The organism is Mycolicibacter engbaekii (genome assembly GCF_002101585.1).
Lineage (GTDB): Bacteria > Actinomycetota > Actinomycetes > Mycobacteriales > Mycobacteriaceae > Mycobacterium > Mycobacterium engbaekii.
Genome location: NZ_LQOT01000031.1, coordinates 20,065 through 37,403 on the forward strand (window position 1 = coordinate 20,065; position 17,339 = coordinate 37,403).

Genomic DNA, 17,339 nt, shown 5'->3' on the forward strand with positions numbered 1-17,339 from the left:
GTTACAGGCTCGCCTTGGGAAACAGCAGCAGGTAGAGCTGGCTCATTCCGACGTTGACGATCATCAGCAGCAGGATCGACTCGACCACTGCGGCATTCACCGAGTTCGCGACACCGGCGGGGCCGCCCCGGGTGTCCAGGCCCTTGTGACAGGCCACGACCGCCACGATCGCGCCGAAGGCGATCGCCTTGGCCAGGGCCAGGACGAGGTCGTCGACGGTCGCGAAGGAGGCGAAGGTCGCGACGAAGGATCCGGGTGTTCCGTTCTGCACATAGACGTTGAACAGGTACCCGACGAAGAAGCCGGCGCAGGTGGCGAGCCCGGTCAACGCGACCCCGACGAGAATCAGCGCGGCGAAGCGGGGCACCACCAATCGGCGGATCACCGAAACGCCCATCACCTCCATCGCGTCGATCTCTTCGCGCATGGTTCGAGAGCCCAGGTCCGCGCTGACCGCCGAACCGACCGCCGCCGCGAGCAGTATCGCGGCGACCAGGGGAGCACCCTGCCGGATCACCACGAGCCCGTTGGCCGCTCCCGACAGGGACTCCGCGCCGACTTGGCCGGCGAGCACCGCAAACTGGATCGACAGCGTGACACCGACCGGAATGGTCACCAGCAGCGTCGGCAGCAACGCGGTACCGGCCATGAACGCCGCCTGCTTGATGAACTCCGAAACGGCGAAGCGCCCGGTGAACAGGTCGATGAGAAGGTACTGCACGGTGCGCAGTCCGAGGGTGGTCTGGCCGCCTACCGTTCCCAGCGATCGCAGCGGATGCGACCAGGCGTAGGACCGAAGCCACGCTCCGACCTCGGCGAGCGAGGCACCGTCGACATGCTCGCCGCGCTCCGATGTGACAGCCAGCGGAACCTCCCCGTTCTGCTCGACGATTGCGACCCGCGAGTCACCATCGGACGCCAAGTCCACGACCGGCCTACTGACCGAACTGGCCCCGCCTGCGGCAGCCGCGAAACGGCCGTCCCGCCATAGCGGACCCAATATTTGGTTTCGTGAGCGGAGCCTATCGTGCGGCGCTGCGTGCGGTCAACGCTTTTCGTGGTTGTGTCGACGCCGCCGTCAACGGCCGTTGAGCGGCTGGTTGGGCACACCGGGGAACAACTGCTCACTGGGCCCCGCGGTCACCCAACCGCCGAGCTTGGTGGCGAGGTGCGGCGCGAAGACCGCTGCGTACAACCCGTTTCCGATGACGATCACGGCGATGACCGACAGGACCGACGATCGCACCCGGGTGGTCGACCGGTTGTCCGCCCAGACCTCGATGACATTTCTGCCTTGCGAATCCGTCCGTCCGAGCAGGTAGGTGAAGACCATCATCTGCACGCCCATGGCCAGGGAGTCATAGAGCGGGTACTGGTTCACGGTGCCCTCCCGCAACGCCAGGCCGGGGATCACGTAGCCGTAGTGGAAGATCCCCAGCCGGGCGCCCAGGAATGCGTTGAAGATCAGCGCCCAGCAGAAGCCGACCACCAGACCCACGCTCAGCAGCGGGATCGGTCTGCGCCAGTGAAACCGTGCGCACAACCAGCGGCCCAGCGTCGCGCCGAGCACGGCCGGCAACACGAAGTAGGCGATATAACCCACCGGCACCGACGAGGGAAGGCCACCCCAGGTCATGTTCAACGGCCACCACGACGGCATGCGGGGCAGGGCCGGCGGGAACTGCGCATACATCGCCCAGTCGTAGGGTGCCTCGATCCAGGAGAACGAGATGGCCGAGATGCACAGCAGCAGCAGCGGGTGCAGCCGCCGCCGGCGAAAGCTCAGATACACCCCGGCGGCGGTGAAGCCGATGCCCCCGATGTAGGCGAAGGCGATCCCGGCGATCAGCAGGGGAGTCAGCTCGGTGTTCATCGGCGCTCCCGGGTGTCTGCCGATCCGCGTGCCTCGGGATCGAAGTGCCAGACCAGACCGAACACCAGGGCGATCAGCCCGAACAGCGTTCCCAACATGATCACAGCGCCCACGACCGCGCCTCCTTCGGTCATTGGATAGTGAACACTATCCCCACTAGATAGTGGAGACTATCCTCAAAGGTGCACCGATCGGGTGCGATTTCAAGGAGTGACACAAGGTGAAACAGCGAGCCTCCACCGCCGCGCAGCGGCCGCCGGCGATGCGCAGGTCGCGCGGTGAGCCGCGTCGGCTGCTGCTCGAGGCGGCACGAGAGCTCTTCGCCCGCCAGGACTATCGCGCCACCACCACCCGCGAGATCGCCCAGGCGGCCGGTGTCACCGAGCCCCTGCTGTTCCGGCACTTCGGTTCGAAGGCGGCGCTGTTTCGGGAGGCGCTCGTCACGCCGTTCACCGAATTCGTCGACGAGTTCGTCACAACGTGGCGCTCGCTCGATCTCGAGCAGACCGGGGAAGAGGAGCTGGCACGCCATTTCGTCGGCCGGCTCTATGACGTCTTCGTCGGCCATCAGGGGCTGCTGGTGACCCTCATGGCCTCCGATGGGCTCGGCGACGACGAGGCGGAGCAGGCCGGCATCGCCGATGTCCGGCACGCGATCACACTGCTCGGCCAGATCAGCGCGGAGGGCATGAACCTGCGGTCGATCGGATCGGCGCATCCGAATCTGCCGGCGCACTCGACCGTGGCGATGATCGCCGGCATGGCCGCGCTGCGGTCGACCTACTTCGGGTCCAGGCCGCCCTCGCGCAAGGTGATCGTCGAGGAGCTCACCCAGGCCAGCCTGCACGGCTTCCTGCACCGCAACACCTGAACGCGCCCAGTCCACTGCTTCGCCGAAGGGATGTGACCATGACAGGTGTCAGCGCGGTCGAGTTGTACTACGACCCGTTCGACCGCGACATCGACGACGACCCGTACCCGGTGTGGAAGCGGATGCGGGAAGAAGCGCCGTTGTACTACAACGAGAAATTCAACTTCTTCGCGCTGAGCCGGTACGACGACGTGGTGCGCGAGCTGCCGAACTGGCAGACCTATCGCTCCGGGCGCGGGACCACCGCCGACATCTTGTTCAACAATCTCGAGGTGCCGCCGGGAATCCTGCTGTTCGAGGACCCACCGCTGCACGACCTGCACCGGAGTCTGCTCTCGCGGGTGTTCACTCCCCGGCGCATGCTGTCGGTGGAGCACCTGGTCCGCGACTTCTGCGTCAAGGAACTGGACCCGCTGGTGGGGGCCGGCGGCTTCGACTTCATCGCCGATCTCGGGGCCGTCATGCCGATGCGCACCATCGGATACCTGCTGGGCATCCCGGAGAAGGACCAAGAGGCGATCCGCGACCGCAACGGCTCCTTCATCGAGATGGCCGAGGGCCGCCAACCCGGCGATTTCACCCAGCAGATATTCGCCGACAGCATCGTGATGTTCTCCGAGTACATCGAGTGGCGGGCCAACCATCCCTCCGACGACCTGATGACCGATCTGCTGTGCGCCGAGATCGATGAGTCAGACGGCACGCGTCGCCGGCTGACCCGCACCGAGGTACTGGCCTATACCGCGATGATCGCCGGGGCCGGAAATGAGACCACCGCACGGCTCATCGGTTTCATGGCGCAACTGCTCTCGGATCACCCCGATCAACGCCGCGAACTCGCCGAAGATCCCGCCCTGATCCCGGGCGCTATCGAAGAGACCCTGCGCTACGAACCGCCGTCGCCGGTGCAGGCCCGCTATGTCGCGCGCGATGCCCAGTACTACGGCCGTCGCGTTCCGGAAGGCTCATTCATGTTGCTGCTGAACGGTTCCGCCAACCGGGACCCCCGGCATTTCGTCGACCCCGATCGCTTCGACATTCACCGCGAGGGCGGCCACCTCAGCTTCGGCAAGGGCGTGCACTTCTGCCTGGGGTCGGCGCTGGCACGGCTGGAGGCGCGGGTGGCCTTCGAGGAGGTCCTCAAGCGGTGGCCGGACTGGGAGGTCGACTACACCGGCGCCGAACGCGCGCACACCGCCAGCGTGCGGGGGTGGGCGCGGCTGCCCGTGATCGCCCGATAGGGCCCGGTTGGCGGTTAGGTCAATGTGCGCGCAATGACCGAGCGGGCCGATTGACTGCGGTGGCAACGGACTCTACGGTGGAACAGATATTTGGTCACCGGGTGGACGAGGGAGTCCGTGAACCACCACGATGCTGACGAGCCTGTGCAGCGCTGGAATTTGTTGGCGTCTGCGCTATCCGGGCGTCCGTTGCAGGTGGTGGCGGCTTCCGACGGTGTGCCTTGCTGGACCGACGGCAAGGCTGTCTATCTCGATCCGGTCCTGGAAGCGGTCCGCCAGCTGGAGGCGGTGGCGGTTCAGGCCTGCCTGGTGGCGGCCGGAAGTCTGGATGGCGAGGTGATGCGCAGGCTGGGCCGTCGCCGAGCGCTCGCGGCGTGTTACCTGGCTATCGAGGGTCACCGGGCCTTGGCGGCCGGTAGGGAACTGTTACCGCCGGCAGCTGCGGCGCTGATCGACGAGGACCTCGCCGCTCGAAGTGACTCGCCGGCCGCATCGTTGGCCCTGGCGCGCACGGCCCGCGAGGCGCCGCCGGAGGCGTTCGGCGTTCTTCGGCCGGGAAAGCTGCTGGCTGAGAGTAAAAGGCACTCCGGGTCCGACGCGGCGCAGGCGCACAGCCCGAGGCATCAGCGCGCACCGCTGGCCGAGCTGGACGACGATAGCGCCGAGAGCGCCGACGACACCCCCGACATCTTCTCCAGCCCGGTCGGCGGCAGCGGCGCGCTGGGGCGACTGGTGGCCAAGATGCTCGAGGTGACCCGCCGGCTGGGCGGCAACGGACCCCCGGGAGCGGACGCCCCCACTCACCGGACGCGTTCGGGAGTGCGGGGAGCCGGCAGTGTCGTGTCCACGGCCGGAACGGGCGGACTCGACGACGAGCCTGCCACGAGCGACAGCGCGGGTGTGACCTATCCCGAATGGGACGTCCATCGCCGCTGCTACCGCCCGAACTGGTGCACCGTCCTGGAGATTGCGCCCAAGCCGGCGGAGATGGGCCTGCGGCCAACCGATTACGGGTTGCGGCGGCCACTGGCCCGGCTCGGGCTGGGGCTGGATCGCTACCACCGGCAACCGCAGGGCGATGACATCGACCTGGATGCGGCAATCGAGGGACGGGTCGAAGTGCTGGCGGGTTCGGCACCCGACGAGGCCGTCTACCTCGACAGTCTGCGCCGGCGGCGGGATCTGAGCGTGCTCATCCTGCTGGACGTCTCGGGTTCGGCGGCAGAGCCGGACACCTTGGGCCAGACCGTGCACGAACAGCAGCGCGCGGCCGCCGCGGCACTGGCCACCGCTCTGCACGACCTCGGGGATCGCCTCGCGCTGTATGCGTTTTCGTCCCAGGGCAGGTCCGCTGTACACGTCACCCCGGTGAAACGGTTCGACGACGCGCTCGACGCCCTGGCGATGCGCCGGTTGCAGGGCCTGCAACCCGGCGCCTACTCGCGGCTGGGCGCCGCCATCCGGCACGGCTCGGCACTGCTGGAGGACTGCGGCGGGACCCCGCGGCGTCTGCTCGTCGTGCTCTCCGACGGGTTGGCCTATGACCACGGCTACGAGCGCCGCTACGGCGCGGCCGACGCCCACCGGGCCCTTGCCGAGGCGCGGCGGCGCGGCACCGGCTGCCTGTGTCTGACCATCGGGGCGGCCACCGACGTCGCGGAGTTGCGCCGGGTGTTCGGCAGCGCCGCGCATGCGACCGTTCCTCGTCTCGACGAGCTCAACCGGGTCATCGGACCGCTGTTTCGCTCCGCGCTGGGCGCGGCAGATCTGCGACGGCGAGTCGCATGAGCAGAAGGTGGAAACAACCATGACGGCTGCCAGCCCCGCGACGCGCCCCTACTATGTGGCGACCGGCAACGAGGAGCAGGTCTTCAAAGCTGCCTACCGGCAAGGCTTGTCGATCGTCCTCAAAGGACCCACCGGGTGCGGCAAGACCCGCTTCGTCGAGGCGATGGCACATGATCTGGGCCGGCAGCTGGTGACCGTCGCCTGTCATGACGATCTGACCACCGCCGATCTGGTCGGCCGGTTCCTGTTACGCGGCGGTGAGACCGAGTGGGTGGACGGGCCGCTGACCCGCGCCGTGCGCGAGGGCGCGATCTGTTACCTCGATGAGGTGGTGGAGGCCCGTCAGGACACCACCGTGGTGCTGCACCCGCTGGCCGACCACCGCCGCCAGCTACCGATCGAGCGGCTCGGTGTCACGCTGGATGCCGCGCCCGGATTCGGGCTCGTGGTGTCCTACAACCCCGGATATCAGAGCGTGCTCAAAGATCTCAAGGACTCGACGCGCCAGCGGATGGTGGCCATCGAATTCGGCTTCCCGGCCGCCGACGTCGAGGAGAAGGTCGTCGCGTGCGAAGCGGCCATCGAGCATGAACGGGCTGCCGAGCTGGTCCGGTTGGGGCAGGCGATCCGCCGGGTGGGCAACGGCGGGCTGCGCGAGGTGGCCTCGACGCGGGTGCTGATCGCCGCGGGCCGCCTGATCGCCGAGGGCCTGTCGCCCCGTGAGGCGGCCCGGGCCGCCATCGCGGGACCGCTGACCGACGACTCCGTGGTGGCCGGCGGCCTGGCGGAGATGATCGCCGTCTACCTGCCCGAGAAGTGATTGACGGTGGGTGGGCCGCACGCTAGGGTCTGAACAAATATTAGGTTCATCACGGAGGCGAGATGTCCTACGAGAGCACCGCGGAGCCGATCAAAATCGGATATCTGATGGACTTCCGCCTCCCCGAAGGTTTCCCGAAGACCTACTTCGAAGACCTCACTCAACCGTTCGAACTGGTCTTCAAACAGGCCCGGGAACAGGGACTGCTGGACCGGCCGGTGGAGATCGTCTACCGCGAGGTCGAAGGCCTGCCCAAAGGTTCGGTCAAGGCCGTCATCGACGCGTACGGCGACCTGTGCGAGCAGGGCTGCCTGGCCGTCTTCGGACCGCACATCACCGACAACTGCGTGCCGACACGCGAGGCGATCGAGGAGCGCTTCAAAGTGCCCTGCATCAGCGTCACCGGTTCAGACGAAGCCCTCGGGGAGTGGTTCTTCGCGTTTCCGCAGGGATCGCTGACCGACGAGCCGATCTTCTGGACGGACCTGCTCGCCAAAGCGGGCCACACGGAAGTCGGGGTGCTCAAAGAGCAGTCGCTGGTCGGTGAGACCTATCTGAAGAACTTCCGCGAAGCGTGCCGGCGCAAGGGCATCCGGATCGTGGCCGAGGCGACGATCGCCCAGACGGCCCAAGACGTCTCCGCGGCGGTCCGTGTCCTGCACGAAGCGAAGGCCCCGGCGATCGTCCACTGCGGCTTCGGATTCGGCGTCGTCTTCATCAACCCGGCGTTACAGGAGCTGAACTGGGACCCGCCCCGATTCACCAGCACCGCATTCCAGAACGCCTGGATCAACCCGATCATGTGGAACGCGTTCATGGGCTGGGTCGGCATCGACCAGTACGACGAAGGAAACCCGGTAGGTCAGGCGTTCCTCGACGACTACCAGCAGGCCTACGGGCGGCGCACCCAGTGGTGCGTGTCGGTGGTGAACCGCGACGTCGCGATGACGCTGGTACGCGCCCTGAGCGACGCGCATCCGCTGAGCCCGCGCGGGGTCAAGGAGGCCTTGGAGCGGGTCAAGATGATGCCCGCCGCCTCGGGGGCGCCGGGCACCCGGGTGTCGTTCGGGAACTGGACGCGCCGCGCGTGGATGGGCGCCGGCTACCTGGTGGCCCGCAAGCTTGACGCCGACGGCGTCAACTCTCATCTCGTCGATCGCTTCGGAGAGGAATAGCCGATGACCGCAGAGCAGACAGCGCCGTCCGCCCCCGCCACGCTCCAGGAGCCGAAACGGGGGTCACCGTGGCTGTGGGTGTGGATCGCCGTCGCGGTCGGCGTGCTCGGCTTCTTCCTGGCCAACGCCCGCACGGGCCTGACCTCGGACCGGGTCCGCAACCCGGCGATCACCGAGACGCCGCCGCCCCGGCCGGTTCCGGTGTTGTTCGGCTTCGAGCACTGGCTCGGTGTCCTGGAGGCGTTCACGGTCGTCGTGATGGTCCTCATCACCACCGTCTACGTCGTGGCGTGGCGGCGCCATCCGTACCACCCGGTGCTGTTGATGGGGATCGTCACGACGCTGATCGTCTGGCAGGACCCGATCATGAACTGGGCGCCCTACGCGGTCTACAACCCCGAACTGCATCACCTGCCCGAGGACTGGCCCCTGGTCTCACTGTCACCGACCGTCGAGCCGTTCGTGGTGCTGGGCTACATCATGTTCTACCTGGCCCCCTACTTCCCGGGGATCTGGCTGCTGCGCAAGATTCAGGCACGCCGGCCCGTCGATTCGTTCGTGTGGCGCCATCCGCTGATCAGCCTGGCCATCTGCATCCTGCCGTTCGGAATGGTGATCGACGCCGCGTTGGAGATCACCTTGGTGCAGACCGGCATGTACATCTACTCGCAGGTCCCGTTCGGATCGATCTTCGTCGGTCAGACCCACCAGTTCCCGTTCATCTTCGAGATCCTCGCGGTGAACTTCGTGATGGTGCCCGCGGGGGTGCTGCTGTACCGCGACGACACCGGACGTACCGTCGCCGAGAAGCTTGCCCAGCGGGCGAAGATCTTCGCCGGGCGCCCCGTGCTCGGCATGTTCACGGTGATGCTGGTCCTGATCAACCTCGGCTACTTCTGCTACGGCGGCACCTTCGCCCTGGTGAAGGCCGCGCACCTGTCCCGGACGGTGGCCTGCCCGTGGCCGTATCCGGAAGCCAAGATCTATGACCCGCAGGGCTTCTACGAGAAAGAGGGTCAACCGGGACCGTACTCGGTGGGCATCTGGTCGACCTGGCTGAGCGGCCAGCCCGACGGACGTCCCGATGTTGAGTCGCCCGCCGACGGAGGACGCTGCGGTCCCGGCAATGGGTGAGCCGCGCAGCGTTGTCATCACCGGCGCCTCGCGAGGGCTGGGGTTGGCCTCGGCGGTGCACTTGTACCGCCGAGGCTGGCGGGTGGTGGCGGCGATGCGGTCCGCGGAGCAGGGACTGCACGCCCTGCGGGAGGCAACCGGTGCCTCCGAAGAAGATCCGAGGCTGATCGGCATTCCCCTGGATCTCACCGACGCCGAGTCGGTGGCCGCGTCGGCCAAAGCCATCGAAGCCGCGGTCGGTGCGCCGAACGCCGTGGTGCACAACGCCGGGATATCGGCAGCCGGGATGGCCGAGGAAACGCCGGCCGAGCTGTGGGAGCGCATGTTCGCCACATCGGTGTTCGGGCCGGTCGCATTGACCAACGCGCTGCTGCCCTCGATGCGGGCCGCCGGGCGCGGACGCATCGTGCTGGTCTCCAGCCAAGGAGGTGTCCGGGGCATGCCGGCGACCGCGCCCTACTCCGCGGCCAAAGGCGCCCTGGAAAGGTGGGGAGAATCGCTGGCCTGCGAAATCGCGCCCTTCGGCCTCGGTGTCACCGTTCTCGTCACCGGCACCTACGACACCGACATCATCACCGACGCCGGGACCACCGACTGCCGGGACTTCACCGGCCCCTATGCGCGACACCACGCCACCATGGACCGACGCGGCCGCTTCGCCATGAAGGTCGCGGCCCGCTCCCCGGAGCGCTTTGCAGCCGGGCTGGCCAAGGCGCTGGAATCGCGGGCACCGTTCGCCCGCCGGGCGGTGGGCCCCGATGCCCGAATGCTGTTGTTGATCAACCGGATGCTGCCGACCGCGGCGCTTCATCAGATGATCCGGCTGATGATGGGCCTGCCACGGTTCGGCTCGTTGGCCAAGGAGCACGATGGCTGAGCACTTCGAATCCCGCATGCTGATCGACGGCAAGCTCGTCGACGGCCAAGCCGGCACCTTCGTCAACATCAACCCCGCCACCGAAGAGGTGATCGGCGAGGTCGCCGACGCCTCCCCGGCCGACATGGGCCGAGCCATCGACGCGGCACGTCGTGCCTTCGACGACACCGACTGGTCGGGCGATCACGCCTTCCGGCAACGCTGCCTGCGACAGCTGCAGGAGGCACTGGAGGCCGAACGCGAAGAGCTGCGCGAAGAACTCATCGCCGAAGTCGGGTGCCCGCGGGCGATCACCCACGGCCCGCAACTCGATGCACCGCTGTTCGACGCCCTGAACTACCCCGCGCAGCTGATCGACGATTACCCGTGGGAGACGTCGCTGGGCGATGCGTTCGTCTCGGTGACCGGTGCCAACACCACGCGCAAGGTGTGGCGGGAACCCGTCGGCGTGGTCGGAGCCATTGTGCCGTGGAACTTTCCGTTCGAGGTCACCATCCACAAGATCGGTCAGGCGCTGGCGACGGGCAACACCGTCGTCCTCAAACCGGCCCAGGACACTCCCTTCAACGCCACCCGGCTGGGCCGGCTGATCGCCGAGCACACCGACATCCCGGCGGGGGTCGTCAACGTCGTCACCGCAGCCGACCCGTTGATCGGCGAAGAGCTGACCCTGTCGCCCAAAGTGGACATGATCTCGTTCACCGGGTCCACCGCGGTGGGCAAACGCATCATGGAAAAGGGCGCCGCCACCATGAAGCGGCTCTTCCTGGAACTCGGCGGCAAGTCCGCGACCATCGTGCTCGAAGACGCCGACTTCGCGCTGGGCTGCATGATGGGCATCGCGCCGTGCATGCACGCCGGCCAGGGCTGCGCCAACCCGACCCGGCTGCTGCTGCCACGCTCGCGCTACGACGAAGGCGTCGCCATCCTGCAGGGCATCTACCAAGGCGTTACGCCGGGCGACCCGCAGGATCCGGCGACCCTGTGCGGCCCGGTGATCTCGGCCAGGCAGCGTGAACGCATCCGCGGCTATATCGCCCAGGGGATTGCCGAGGGCGCCCGCATGCTGGTCGGGGGAGTCGAGCCGCCGGACGGGCGGGAACGCGGCTTCTTCGTCCGGCCAACGCTGTTCGTCGACGTCGACAACTCCATGACCATCGCCCAGGAGGAGATCTTCGGGCCGGTGCTGGCGGTCATTCCCTACGACGACGAGGACGACGCGGTCCGGATCGCCAACGACAGTGCCTACGGGCTGGCCGGCAACGTCATGTCCGGATCGCTGGATCACGCGCTGGCGGTGGCCAAACGCCTGCGCGCCGGCTTCCTCGGCATCAACGGTGCCGCAGGGTACGGCGCCGACACACCGTTCGGCGGCTACAAGGCCAGCGGCGTCGGCCGCCAGAACGGCATCGCCGGATTCGACCAGTACACCGAGATCAAATCCGTCGCCTACCCGGCGGTCAGCGAGGCTCGACGGAGCAGAGCCGAAGCTGGACCGTCGAATCAACCCGCCGTCTAAGAGGAGCAGCTGTGCAATTGTTCGACGATCTGGAGGACTTCGGTGCCTTCGACGACGTGGTGTCCGGTGATGTGCGGGACCCCTACACCGAGCTCGCTCGGCTACGCCGGGAAGAACCCGTGCAGCGCATCGACATATCGGGGATGCCGCACGAGGAGTCCAAGCCGGTATTCATGGTGTATCGGCACGAAGACGTGATAAAGATGTTGCGCGACAACGAAACGTTCTCGTCGTCGATCATCATCGACACCTTCGGCGATGTGCTCGGCGAGCAGGTGATGCTGGGCATGGACGAACCCGTGCACGGCCGGCACCGGGCGTTGGTGTCCAAGGCGTTCTCGCCCCGGGCGGTGGCGGGCTGGGAACACGAGTTGGTCATTCCGGTGGCGAACCTGCTGATCGACCGGTTCGCCGATCGTGGGCATGCCGACCTGGTCAAGGAATTCAACTTCGAATACCCGACCCGCATCATCGCCCGGATACTCGGCCTGCCCGAGCAGGACTACGAGCAGTTCCAGCGCTGGTCTATTTCGCTGTTGTCCTTCACGATCAACCCCGAGCGCGGGCGGGCGGCGTCGCTGGCTCTGCGCGACTACTTCGCCCCGATCCTGGCTGCCCGGCGCGCCGAACCGCGCAATGACCTGATCAGCCGGCTGGCCGACGCCGAGATCGACGGCCAGAAACTGTCCGACGAGGAGATCTTCTCCTTCCTGCGGCTGCTGTTGCCGGCCGGTATCGAGACCACCTACCGGTCGCTGGGCAACCTGCTGTTCGCGCTGCTGACCCACACCGATCAACTCGACGCGGTGCGCGCCGACCGGTCCCTGATCCCGCAGACGATCGAAGAGGGGGTGCGCTGGGATGCGCCGCTGCTGACCATCACCCGGGTGGCCGCCCGAGACACCGAGCTGGGCGGGGTGCACATTCCGGCCGGTTCGGCGGTGATGCCGATGCTGGGGGCGGCGAACCGTCAGGACGAGCGCTACCCGAACCCGAACCTGTTCGACATCTTCCGCGAGTCCAAGGTCCATGCGTCGTGGGGTCACGGGGCACATGTGTGCCTGGGCAGTCATCTGGCCCGGATGGAGATGCGCGACGCGCTCGGGCTGATGCTCGACCGGCTGCCCAACCTGCGGCTGGACCCCGACGGGAACGACCCGCACATCCGGGGCCAGGTGTTCCGGTCGCCGACGGCGCTGCCCGTGCTCTTCGACGTCCCATGAACCCCTTGCGCTTTGACGGGCGCGTCGCCGTCGTTACCGGTGCGGGACGCGGGGTGGGACGCAGCCACGCGATGTTGCTGGCCGCCAAGGGCGCCCGTGTGGTGGTGGCCGATTACGGGGCTGGCATCAACGGCGCCGGATCGTCGTCGGCGCCGGCCGACGAGGTGGTGCGTGAGATCACCGACAGCGGTGGCGAGGCGGTCGCGTGCTGTGCGTCGGTTGCCGAACCGCAAGGCGCACAAATGATCATCGATACCGCGCTGGAGAACTTCGGGCGGATCGACGTGGTGGTCAACAATGCCGGCATCCACGACCCGGACCTGTTCGAGGACCTGAGCATCGAGCGGTTCCGCGCCATGTTGGAGGTGCACTTCTTCGGCACCCTGCTGGTTACCCGGGCGGCGTGGCCGCATTTCGTCGCCGCCGGCTACGGCCGCGTGGTCAACACCGTCTCCGAGGCCATGCTGGGCGGCATTTCGGAGCTGACCAGCTACGGCGCCGCCAAGGCGGGGGTGTTCGGGCTGACCCGCAATCTGGCGACCGAGGGTATCGCGCACGGCATCCGGGTCAACGCCGTCGCCCCGCGGGCATTCACCCGCATGTCCGCGGCGCACTCGGATTCCGTGGCCGCCCAGCTGTCCATTCCCACCGACGTCATGGCCACCATCAACGCCAGCATGCCGCCCGAATTATGTGCGCCGGCAGCGGCATTCCTCGCCCACGAAGACTGCCCGCTCAACGGCGAGGTGCTGCAAGTCGGGATGGGCGGGGTGTCCCGCATCGCCGTCGTGCGCACGGCCGGCATCGTGCGAACACCGCTGACCGCCGAAGACATCGCCGAGAACCTCGAGGCGATCATGGACATTTCCGGCGCCCAGGTAACCGCCGTTACCGAGATGGTGCAGTGAGTAGCGTAGGAGGCGCGCTGTGAGCGAATTCGAATCGGTGGACTTCTTCACCGACCAGTCACTGATCCCCGACCCGTACCCCTATTTCGACAGTCTGCGGGACAGATGCCCGGTCGCACACCAACCGCACCTGGGCGTGCTTGCCGTCACGGGGCACGCCGAAGCTCTTGCCGTGTATAAAGATCCGGCGTTCTCGGCCTGCGTCTCTGTTGCGGGCCCGTTCTCTGGTCTGTCGTTCGACGGGGTGGGCGCCGACGTCGACGACGTCGGGGACCTGATCGAGGCGCACCGGCACGAGATCCCGATGAGTGAGCACATCGTCACCCAGGATCCGCCCGAGCACACCCGAACGCGAGGGCTGTTGAGCCGGTTGCTGACCCCGAAACGGCTCAAAGAGAACGAGGAGTTCATGTGGCGGCTCGCCGACGAACAACTCGACAGGTTTGTCGCAAAGGGCCGGTGCGAGTTCATCGAAGACTACGCAAAACCGTTCTCCATGCTGGTCATCGCAGATCTGCTCGGCGTGCCTGAGGACGATCACCGGGAGTTCCGCCGGGTAATGGCAGGTGAGCAGGTGGGCGCCCTGGACGAGGACCCCATCTCCCACAATCCGCTGCAGTGGCTCGACGAGCGGTTCTACGCCTACATCGAAGACCGTCGCCAACACCCGCGGCCAGATGTGCTGACCGAACTGGCGCAGGCCAAGTACGACGACGGGTCGACGCCCGAGATCATCGATGTGGTGCGGGTCGCCACCTTCCTGTTCGCCGCGGGCCAGGAGACCACCGTCAAACTGCTCAGCGCCGGTCTGCGGGTGATAGCCGAACGCCCTGACATCCAGGCGGCGCTGCGCGAGGACCGCAACCGCATCCCGGTGTTCCTGGAGGAGACGTTGCGCACCGAGAGCCCGGTCAAAGCGCACTTCCGGATGGCGCGCACCACGACGACGGTGGGGGAGACGACAGTGCGCGCCGGCAGCACCGTCATGCTGCTGCCCGGTGCGAGCAACCGCGATCCGCGCAAGTTCGACAATCCCGCCGAGTTCCGGATCGATCGGGGCAACGTGCGCGAGCACGTGGCGTTCGGGCGCGGGGTGCACTCGTGCCCCGGCTCTCCGCTGGCACGCGCCGAGGGCAGGATCTCACTCAACCGCATCCTGGACCGGATGGCCGATATCCGGATCTGCGAGGACAAGCACGGCCGGCCTGACGCGCGCCGCTACAACTTCGAGCCGACCTTCATCATGCGGGGCCTCCAGGACCTGCACCTGGAGTTCGATCCGGCCCCCTGACGAGCAGGTAGCCACCCCCCTTCGGGGGCGACCGACGGGTTGGTTGACAATCGAGGGCAACTACACCTCGTTGACTAAGGAGCATCATGGCTGAAGCCGTCATCGTAGAAGCGGTGCGCGCGCCCGTCGGCAAGCGCAACGGCGGACTGTCGGGGGTCCACCCCGCTGAGTTGTCCGCCCAGGTGCTCAACGGCCTGGTCAACCGGGCCGGTGTGGACCCGGCGCTGGTCGACGACGTGATCTGGGGCTGCGTCATGCAGGCCGGTGAGCAGGCCCTCGACATCGGCCGGACCGCGGTGCTGAGCGCGGGCTGGCCCGAGAGCGTCCCCGCGGTGACGGTGGACCGCCAGTGCGGTTCCAGCCAGCAGTCGGTGCACTTCGCCGCCGCCGGCGTGATCGCCGGACACTACGACGTCGTCGTCGCCGGTGGTGTCGAGTCGATGTCGCGGACCCCGATGGGTTCGTCGCTGGCCAACGGCGGCCGGCCCTACGGCGACTCCTTCAAGGCGCGCTACGACCAGACCCCCAACCAGGGCATCGGCGCCGAGATGATGGCCACCAAGTGGGGCCTGACCCGCACCGCGCTCGACGAGTTCGCGCTGGCGTCCCACGACAAGGCCGCTGCCGCCCAGGACGCGGGCGCCTTCAAGGACGAGATCGTTGCCATCACCGACCCCGAGGGCAACGTCGTCAGCGAGGACGAGGGCATCCGCCGCGGCACCACGCTGGAGAAGATGGCCCAGCTCAAGCCCGCCTTCAAAGAGGACGGCGTGATCCACGCCGGCAACTCCAGCCAGATCTCCGACGGCTCGGCCGCGCTGCTGTTCATGTCGGCGGAGAAGGCCAAGGAACTGGGCCTGACCCCGCTGGCGCGGGTGCACACCGCCACCCTGGCCGGCGCCGACCCGGTGATGATGCTCTCCGCGCCGATCCCGGCCACCCAGAAGGCGCTGCAGCGTTCCGGGCTCAGTGTCGACGACATCGGGGTGTTCGAGGTCAACGAGGCGTTCGCCCCGGTGCCCATGGCCTGGCTCGCCGAGATCGGTGCCGACCCCAAGAAGCTCAACCCCAACGGTGGGGCCATCGCCCTGGGCCACCCGCTCGGCGGCTCCGGCGCCCGGATCATGACCACCATGCTCTACCACATGCGCGCCAACGGAATTCGCTACGGCCTACAGACCATGTGCGAGGGCGGCGGTCAGGCCAACGCGACCATCCTGGAGCTGCTGTGAGTGACGCGGCCGTTCTGGTAGAACGGCGCGGTAACGTCCTGCTGGTCACCATCAACCGGCCCGAGGCGCGCAACGCGATCAACGGCGCGGTGAGCCAAGGCGTCGGCGACGCCTTGGAGCTGGCGCAGAACGACGACGAGGTGCGCGCGGTGGTGCTCACCGGTGCCGGCGACAAGTCGTTCAGCGCCGGCGCCGACCTCAAGGCCATCGCCAACCGGGAGAACATCTACCACTCCGAACATCCGGAATGGGGCTTCGCCGGTTACGTGCAGCACTTCATCGACAAGCCCACCATCGCGGCGGTCAACGGCACCGCGCTGGGCGGCGGCACCGAGCTGGCGCTGGCCAGCGACCTGGTGATCGCCGAGCAGCGCGCCCAGTTCGGGCTGCCCGAGGTCAAGCGGGGCCTGGTCGCCGGGGCGGGCGGGGTGTTCCGCATCGTCGACCAGCTGCCCCGCAAGGTGGCCCTGGAACTGCTGTACACCGGGGAGCCGATCTCGGCGGCCGACGCGGCCCGCTGGGGCTTGGTCAACCAGGTGGTCGAGGACGGCAAGGCCCTGGAGGCCGCGCTGGAGCTGGCTGAACGCATCACCGTCAACGCGCCTTTGTCGGTGTGGTCCACCAAGCGGATCGCCTACGGGGTCGATGACGGCGTCATCGCCGACGAGGCGGCCGCCTGGGCCAGGACCGGCCGGGAGTTCACCGCGCTGCTGCGGTCCGAGGACGCCAAGGAAGGGCCGCGGGCGTTCGCCGAGAAGCGTGCCCCGGTGTGGAAGGCGCGTTGAGCGACCGGCCACAGCCGCTGCTGATCCCCATCGGGGATCACGCTCCGCAGCTGCACCCTGAGGCCTGGGTTGCCCCCAACGCCAGCCTGATCGGCCAGGTCCGCCTGGCCGATCGGGCGAGCGTCTGGTACTCGGCGACACTGCGCGCCGAGGTCGAACCGATCGAGATCGGTGCGGAGTCCAACATCCAGGACGGCGTGACCGTTCACGTCGACCCGGGGTTCGCGGTACGGGTGGGCGACCGGGTCAGTGTCGGGCACAACGCGGTGCTGCACGGCTGCACCATTGAGGACGACTGCCTGATCGGCATGGGAGCGATCGTCCTCAACGGTGCCGTCGTGGGGGAGGGCTCACTGGTCGCGGCGGGTGCCGTCGTCCCGCAGGGCATGGTGGTGCCGCCCCGCTCCCTGGTCGCAGGGGTGCCCGGGCGGGTGCGGCGGGAACTCAGCGAGGACGAGGTCGCCAACAATCGGCTCAATGCCGCGGCCTACCGGCACCTGACCGAAGTCCACCGGGCGAACTAGCGCATTCGGGCCACCGGCCGCCGTTCGGCCGCTACGTTTTAGGGACGTTGCTCAACCCGCCGCTGAGGGGACGTCCTC

The 17,339-nt window shown here is 67.7% G+C and carries 16 protein-coding genes; 14 read left to right on the plus strand and 2 right to left on the minus strand.

The annotated features are described in order from the left end of the window. Position 1: 1 nt before the first annotated feature. Positions 2–865, minus strand: coding sequence for an MlaE family ABC transporter permease (locus AWC02_RS08620; protein WP_085128512.1), 864 nt, complete (start codon positions 863–865; stop codon positions 2–4). A 213-nt stretch (positions 866–1,078) separates the two neighbouring features. Further along, the gene (locus tag AWC02_RS08625) at positions 1,079–1,873 is read right to left on the minus strand and encodes a spirocyclase AveC family protein (RefSeq protein ID WP_085128371.1); all 795 of its coding nucleotides are present in this window, start codon (positions 1,871–1,873) and stop codon (positions 1,079–1,081) included. 220 nt (positions 1,874–2,093) lie between these two features. Between AWC02_RS08625 and AWC02_RS08630 the strand changes: the two genes are divergently transcribed. From AWC02_RS08630 to AWC02_RS08695, 14 genes are all read left to right on the plus strand, one after another. Beyond that, on the plus strand, positions 2,094–2,744 hold the full coding sequence (locus AWC02_RS08630; protein ID WP_085128372.1) for a TetR/AcrR family transcriptional regulator: 651 nt from the start codon (positions 2,094–2,096) through the stop codon (positions 2,742–2,744). A gap of 38 nt (positions 2,745–2,782) precedes the next feature. Next, positions 2,783–3,985 (plus strand): cytochrome P450, encoded by a 1,203-nt coding sequence (locus AWC02_RS08635; protein ID WP_085128513.1) that lies wholly within the window; start codon positions 2,783–2,785, stop codon positions 3,983–3,985. A gap of 144 nt (positions 3,986–4,129) precedes the next feature. Further along, entirely contained in the window at positions 4,130–5,773 is a 1,644-nt protein-coding gene (locus AWC02_RS08640) for a nitric oxide reductase activation protein NorD (protein WP_085128514.1), read from the plus strand. A 19-nt stretch (positions 5,774–5,792) separates the two neighbouring features. Beyond that, positions 5,793–6,593: a CbbQ/NirQ/NorQ/GpvN family protein gene (locus AWC02_RS08645; RefSeq protein ID WP_085128373.1), complete on the plus strand. Its 801-nt coding sequence runs from the start codon at positions 5,793–5,795 to the stop codon at positions 6,591–6,593. Between the two features lie 62 nt (positions 6,594–6,655). Beyond that, the gene (locus tag AWC02_RS08650; RefSeq protein WP_085128374.1) at positions 6,656–7,768 is read left to right on the plus strand and encodes an ABC transporter substrate-binding protein; all 1,113 of its coding nucleotides are present in this window, start codon (positions 6,656–6,658) and stop codon (positions 7,766–7,768) included. A gap of 3 nt (positions 7,769–7,771) precedes the next feature. Continuing rightward, positions 7,772–8,902 (plus strand): spirocyclase AveC family protein, encoded by a 1,131-nt coding sequence (locus AWC02_RS08655; protein WP_085128375.1) that lies wholly within the window; start codon positions 7,772–7,774, stop codon positions 8,900–8,902. Further along, the gene (locus tag AWC02_RS08660; RefSeq protein ID WP_085128376.1) at positions 8,895–9,779 is read left to right on the plus strand and encodes an SDR family oxidoreductase; all 885 of its coding nucleotides are present in this window, start codon (positions 8,895–8,897) and stop codon (positions 9,777–9,779) included. Before AWC02_RS08655 ends, AWC02_RS08660 begins: the two co-directional genes overlap by 8 nt. Positions 9,780–9,795: 16 nt before the next feature. Further along, positions 9,796–11,298 carry an aldehyde dehydrogenase family protein gene (locus AWC02_RS08665; RefSeq protein ID WP_085128515.1) on the plus strand — a complete coding sequence of 501 codons (1,503 nt, stop codon included), beginning with the start codon at positions 9,796–9,798 and terminating at the stop codon, positions 11,296–11,298. 11 nt (positions 11,299–11,309) lie between these two features. Then, complete coding sequence (locus tag AWC02_RS08670; protein ID WP_085128377.1) at positions 11,310–12,521, plus strand: cytochrome P450; 1,212 nt, start codon at positions 11,310–11,312, stop codon at positions 12,519–12,521. A 5-nt stretch (positions 12,522–12,526) separates the two neighbouring features. After that, positions 12,527–13,429, plus strand: a complete 903-nt coding sequence (locus AWC02_RS08675; RefSeq protein WP_237160396.1) for an SDR family NAD(P)-dependent oxidoreductase — start codon at positions 12,527–12,529, stop codon at positions 13,427–13,429. A 19-nt stretch (positions 13,430–13,448) separates the two neighbouring features. Next, positions 13,449–14,720 (plus strand): cytochrome P450, encoded by a 1,272-nt coding sequence (locus AWC02_RS08680; protein WP_085128379.1) that lies wholly within the window; start codon positions 13,449–13,451, stop codon positions 14,718–14,720. 86 nt (positions 14,721–14,806) lie between these two features. Next, positions 14,807–15,952 carry a thiolase family protein gene (locus AWC02_RS08685; protein WP_085128380.1) on the plus strand — a complete coding sequence of 382 codons (1,146 nt, stop codon included), beginning with the start codon at positions 14,807–14,809 and terminating at the stop codon, positions 15,950–15,952. Beyond that, positions 15,949–16,737, plus strand: a complete 789-nt coding sequence (locus AWC02_RS08690) for a crotonase/enoyl-CoA hydratase family protein (RefSeq protein WP_085128381.1) — start codon at positions 15,949–15,951, stop codon at positions 16,735–16,737. The genes AWC02_RS08685 and AWC02_RS08690 overlap by 4 nt, the downstream gene beginning before the upstream one ends. Next, the gene (locus AWC02_RS08695; protein WP_085128516.1) at positions 16,734–17,261 is read left to right on the plus strand and encodes a gamma carbonic anhydrase family protein; all 528 of its coding nucleotides are present in this window, start codon (positions 16,734–16,736) and stop codon (positions 17,259–17,261) included. Before AWC02_RS08690 ends, AWC02_RS08695 begins: the two co-directional genes overlap by 4 nt. The last annotated feature ends 78 nt before the right edge of the window (positions 17,262–17,339 follow it).

What these genes read in the sequence shown, in the direction of transcription:
- AWC02_RS08685 (WP_085128380.1), top strand. Translation starts at nt 14,807, where the DNA reads ATGGCTGAAGCCGTCATCGTAGAAGCGGTGCGCGCGCCCGTCGGCAAG.
- AWC02_RS08625 (WP_085128371.1), bottom strand. Translation starts at nt 1,873, where the DNA reads ATGAACACCGAGCTGACTCCCCTGCTGATCGCCGGGATCGCCTTCGCC.
- AWC02_RS08660 (WP_085128376.1), top strand. Translation starts at nt 8,895, where the DNA reads ATGGGTGAGCCGCGCAGCGTTGTCATCACCGGCGCCTCGCGAGGGCTG.
- AWC02_RS08665 (WP_085128515.1), top strand. Translation starts at nt 9,796, where the DNA reads ATGCTGATCGACGGCAAGCTCGTCGACGGCCAAGCCGGCACCTTCGTC.
- AWC02_RS08635 (WP_085128513.1), top strand. Translation starts at nt 2,783, where the DNA reads ATGACAGGTGTCAGCGCGGTCGAGTTGTACTACGACCCGTTCGACCGC.
- AWC02_RS08650 (WP_085128374.1), top strand. Translation starts at nt 6,656, where the DNA reads ATGTCCTACGAGAGCACCGCGGAGCCGATCAAAATCGGATATCTGATG.
- AWC02_RS08645 (WP_085128373.1), top strand. Translation starts at nt 5,793, where the DNA reads ATGACGGCTGCCAGCCCCGCGACGCGCCCCTACTATGTGGCGACCGGC.
- AWC02_RS08655 (WP_085128375.1), top strand. Translation starts at nt 7,772, where the DNA reads ATGACCGCAGAGCAGACAGCGCCGTCCGCCCCCGCCACGCTCCAGGAG.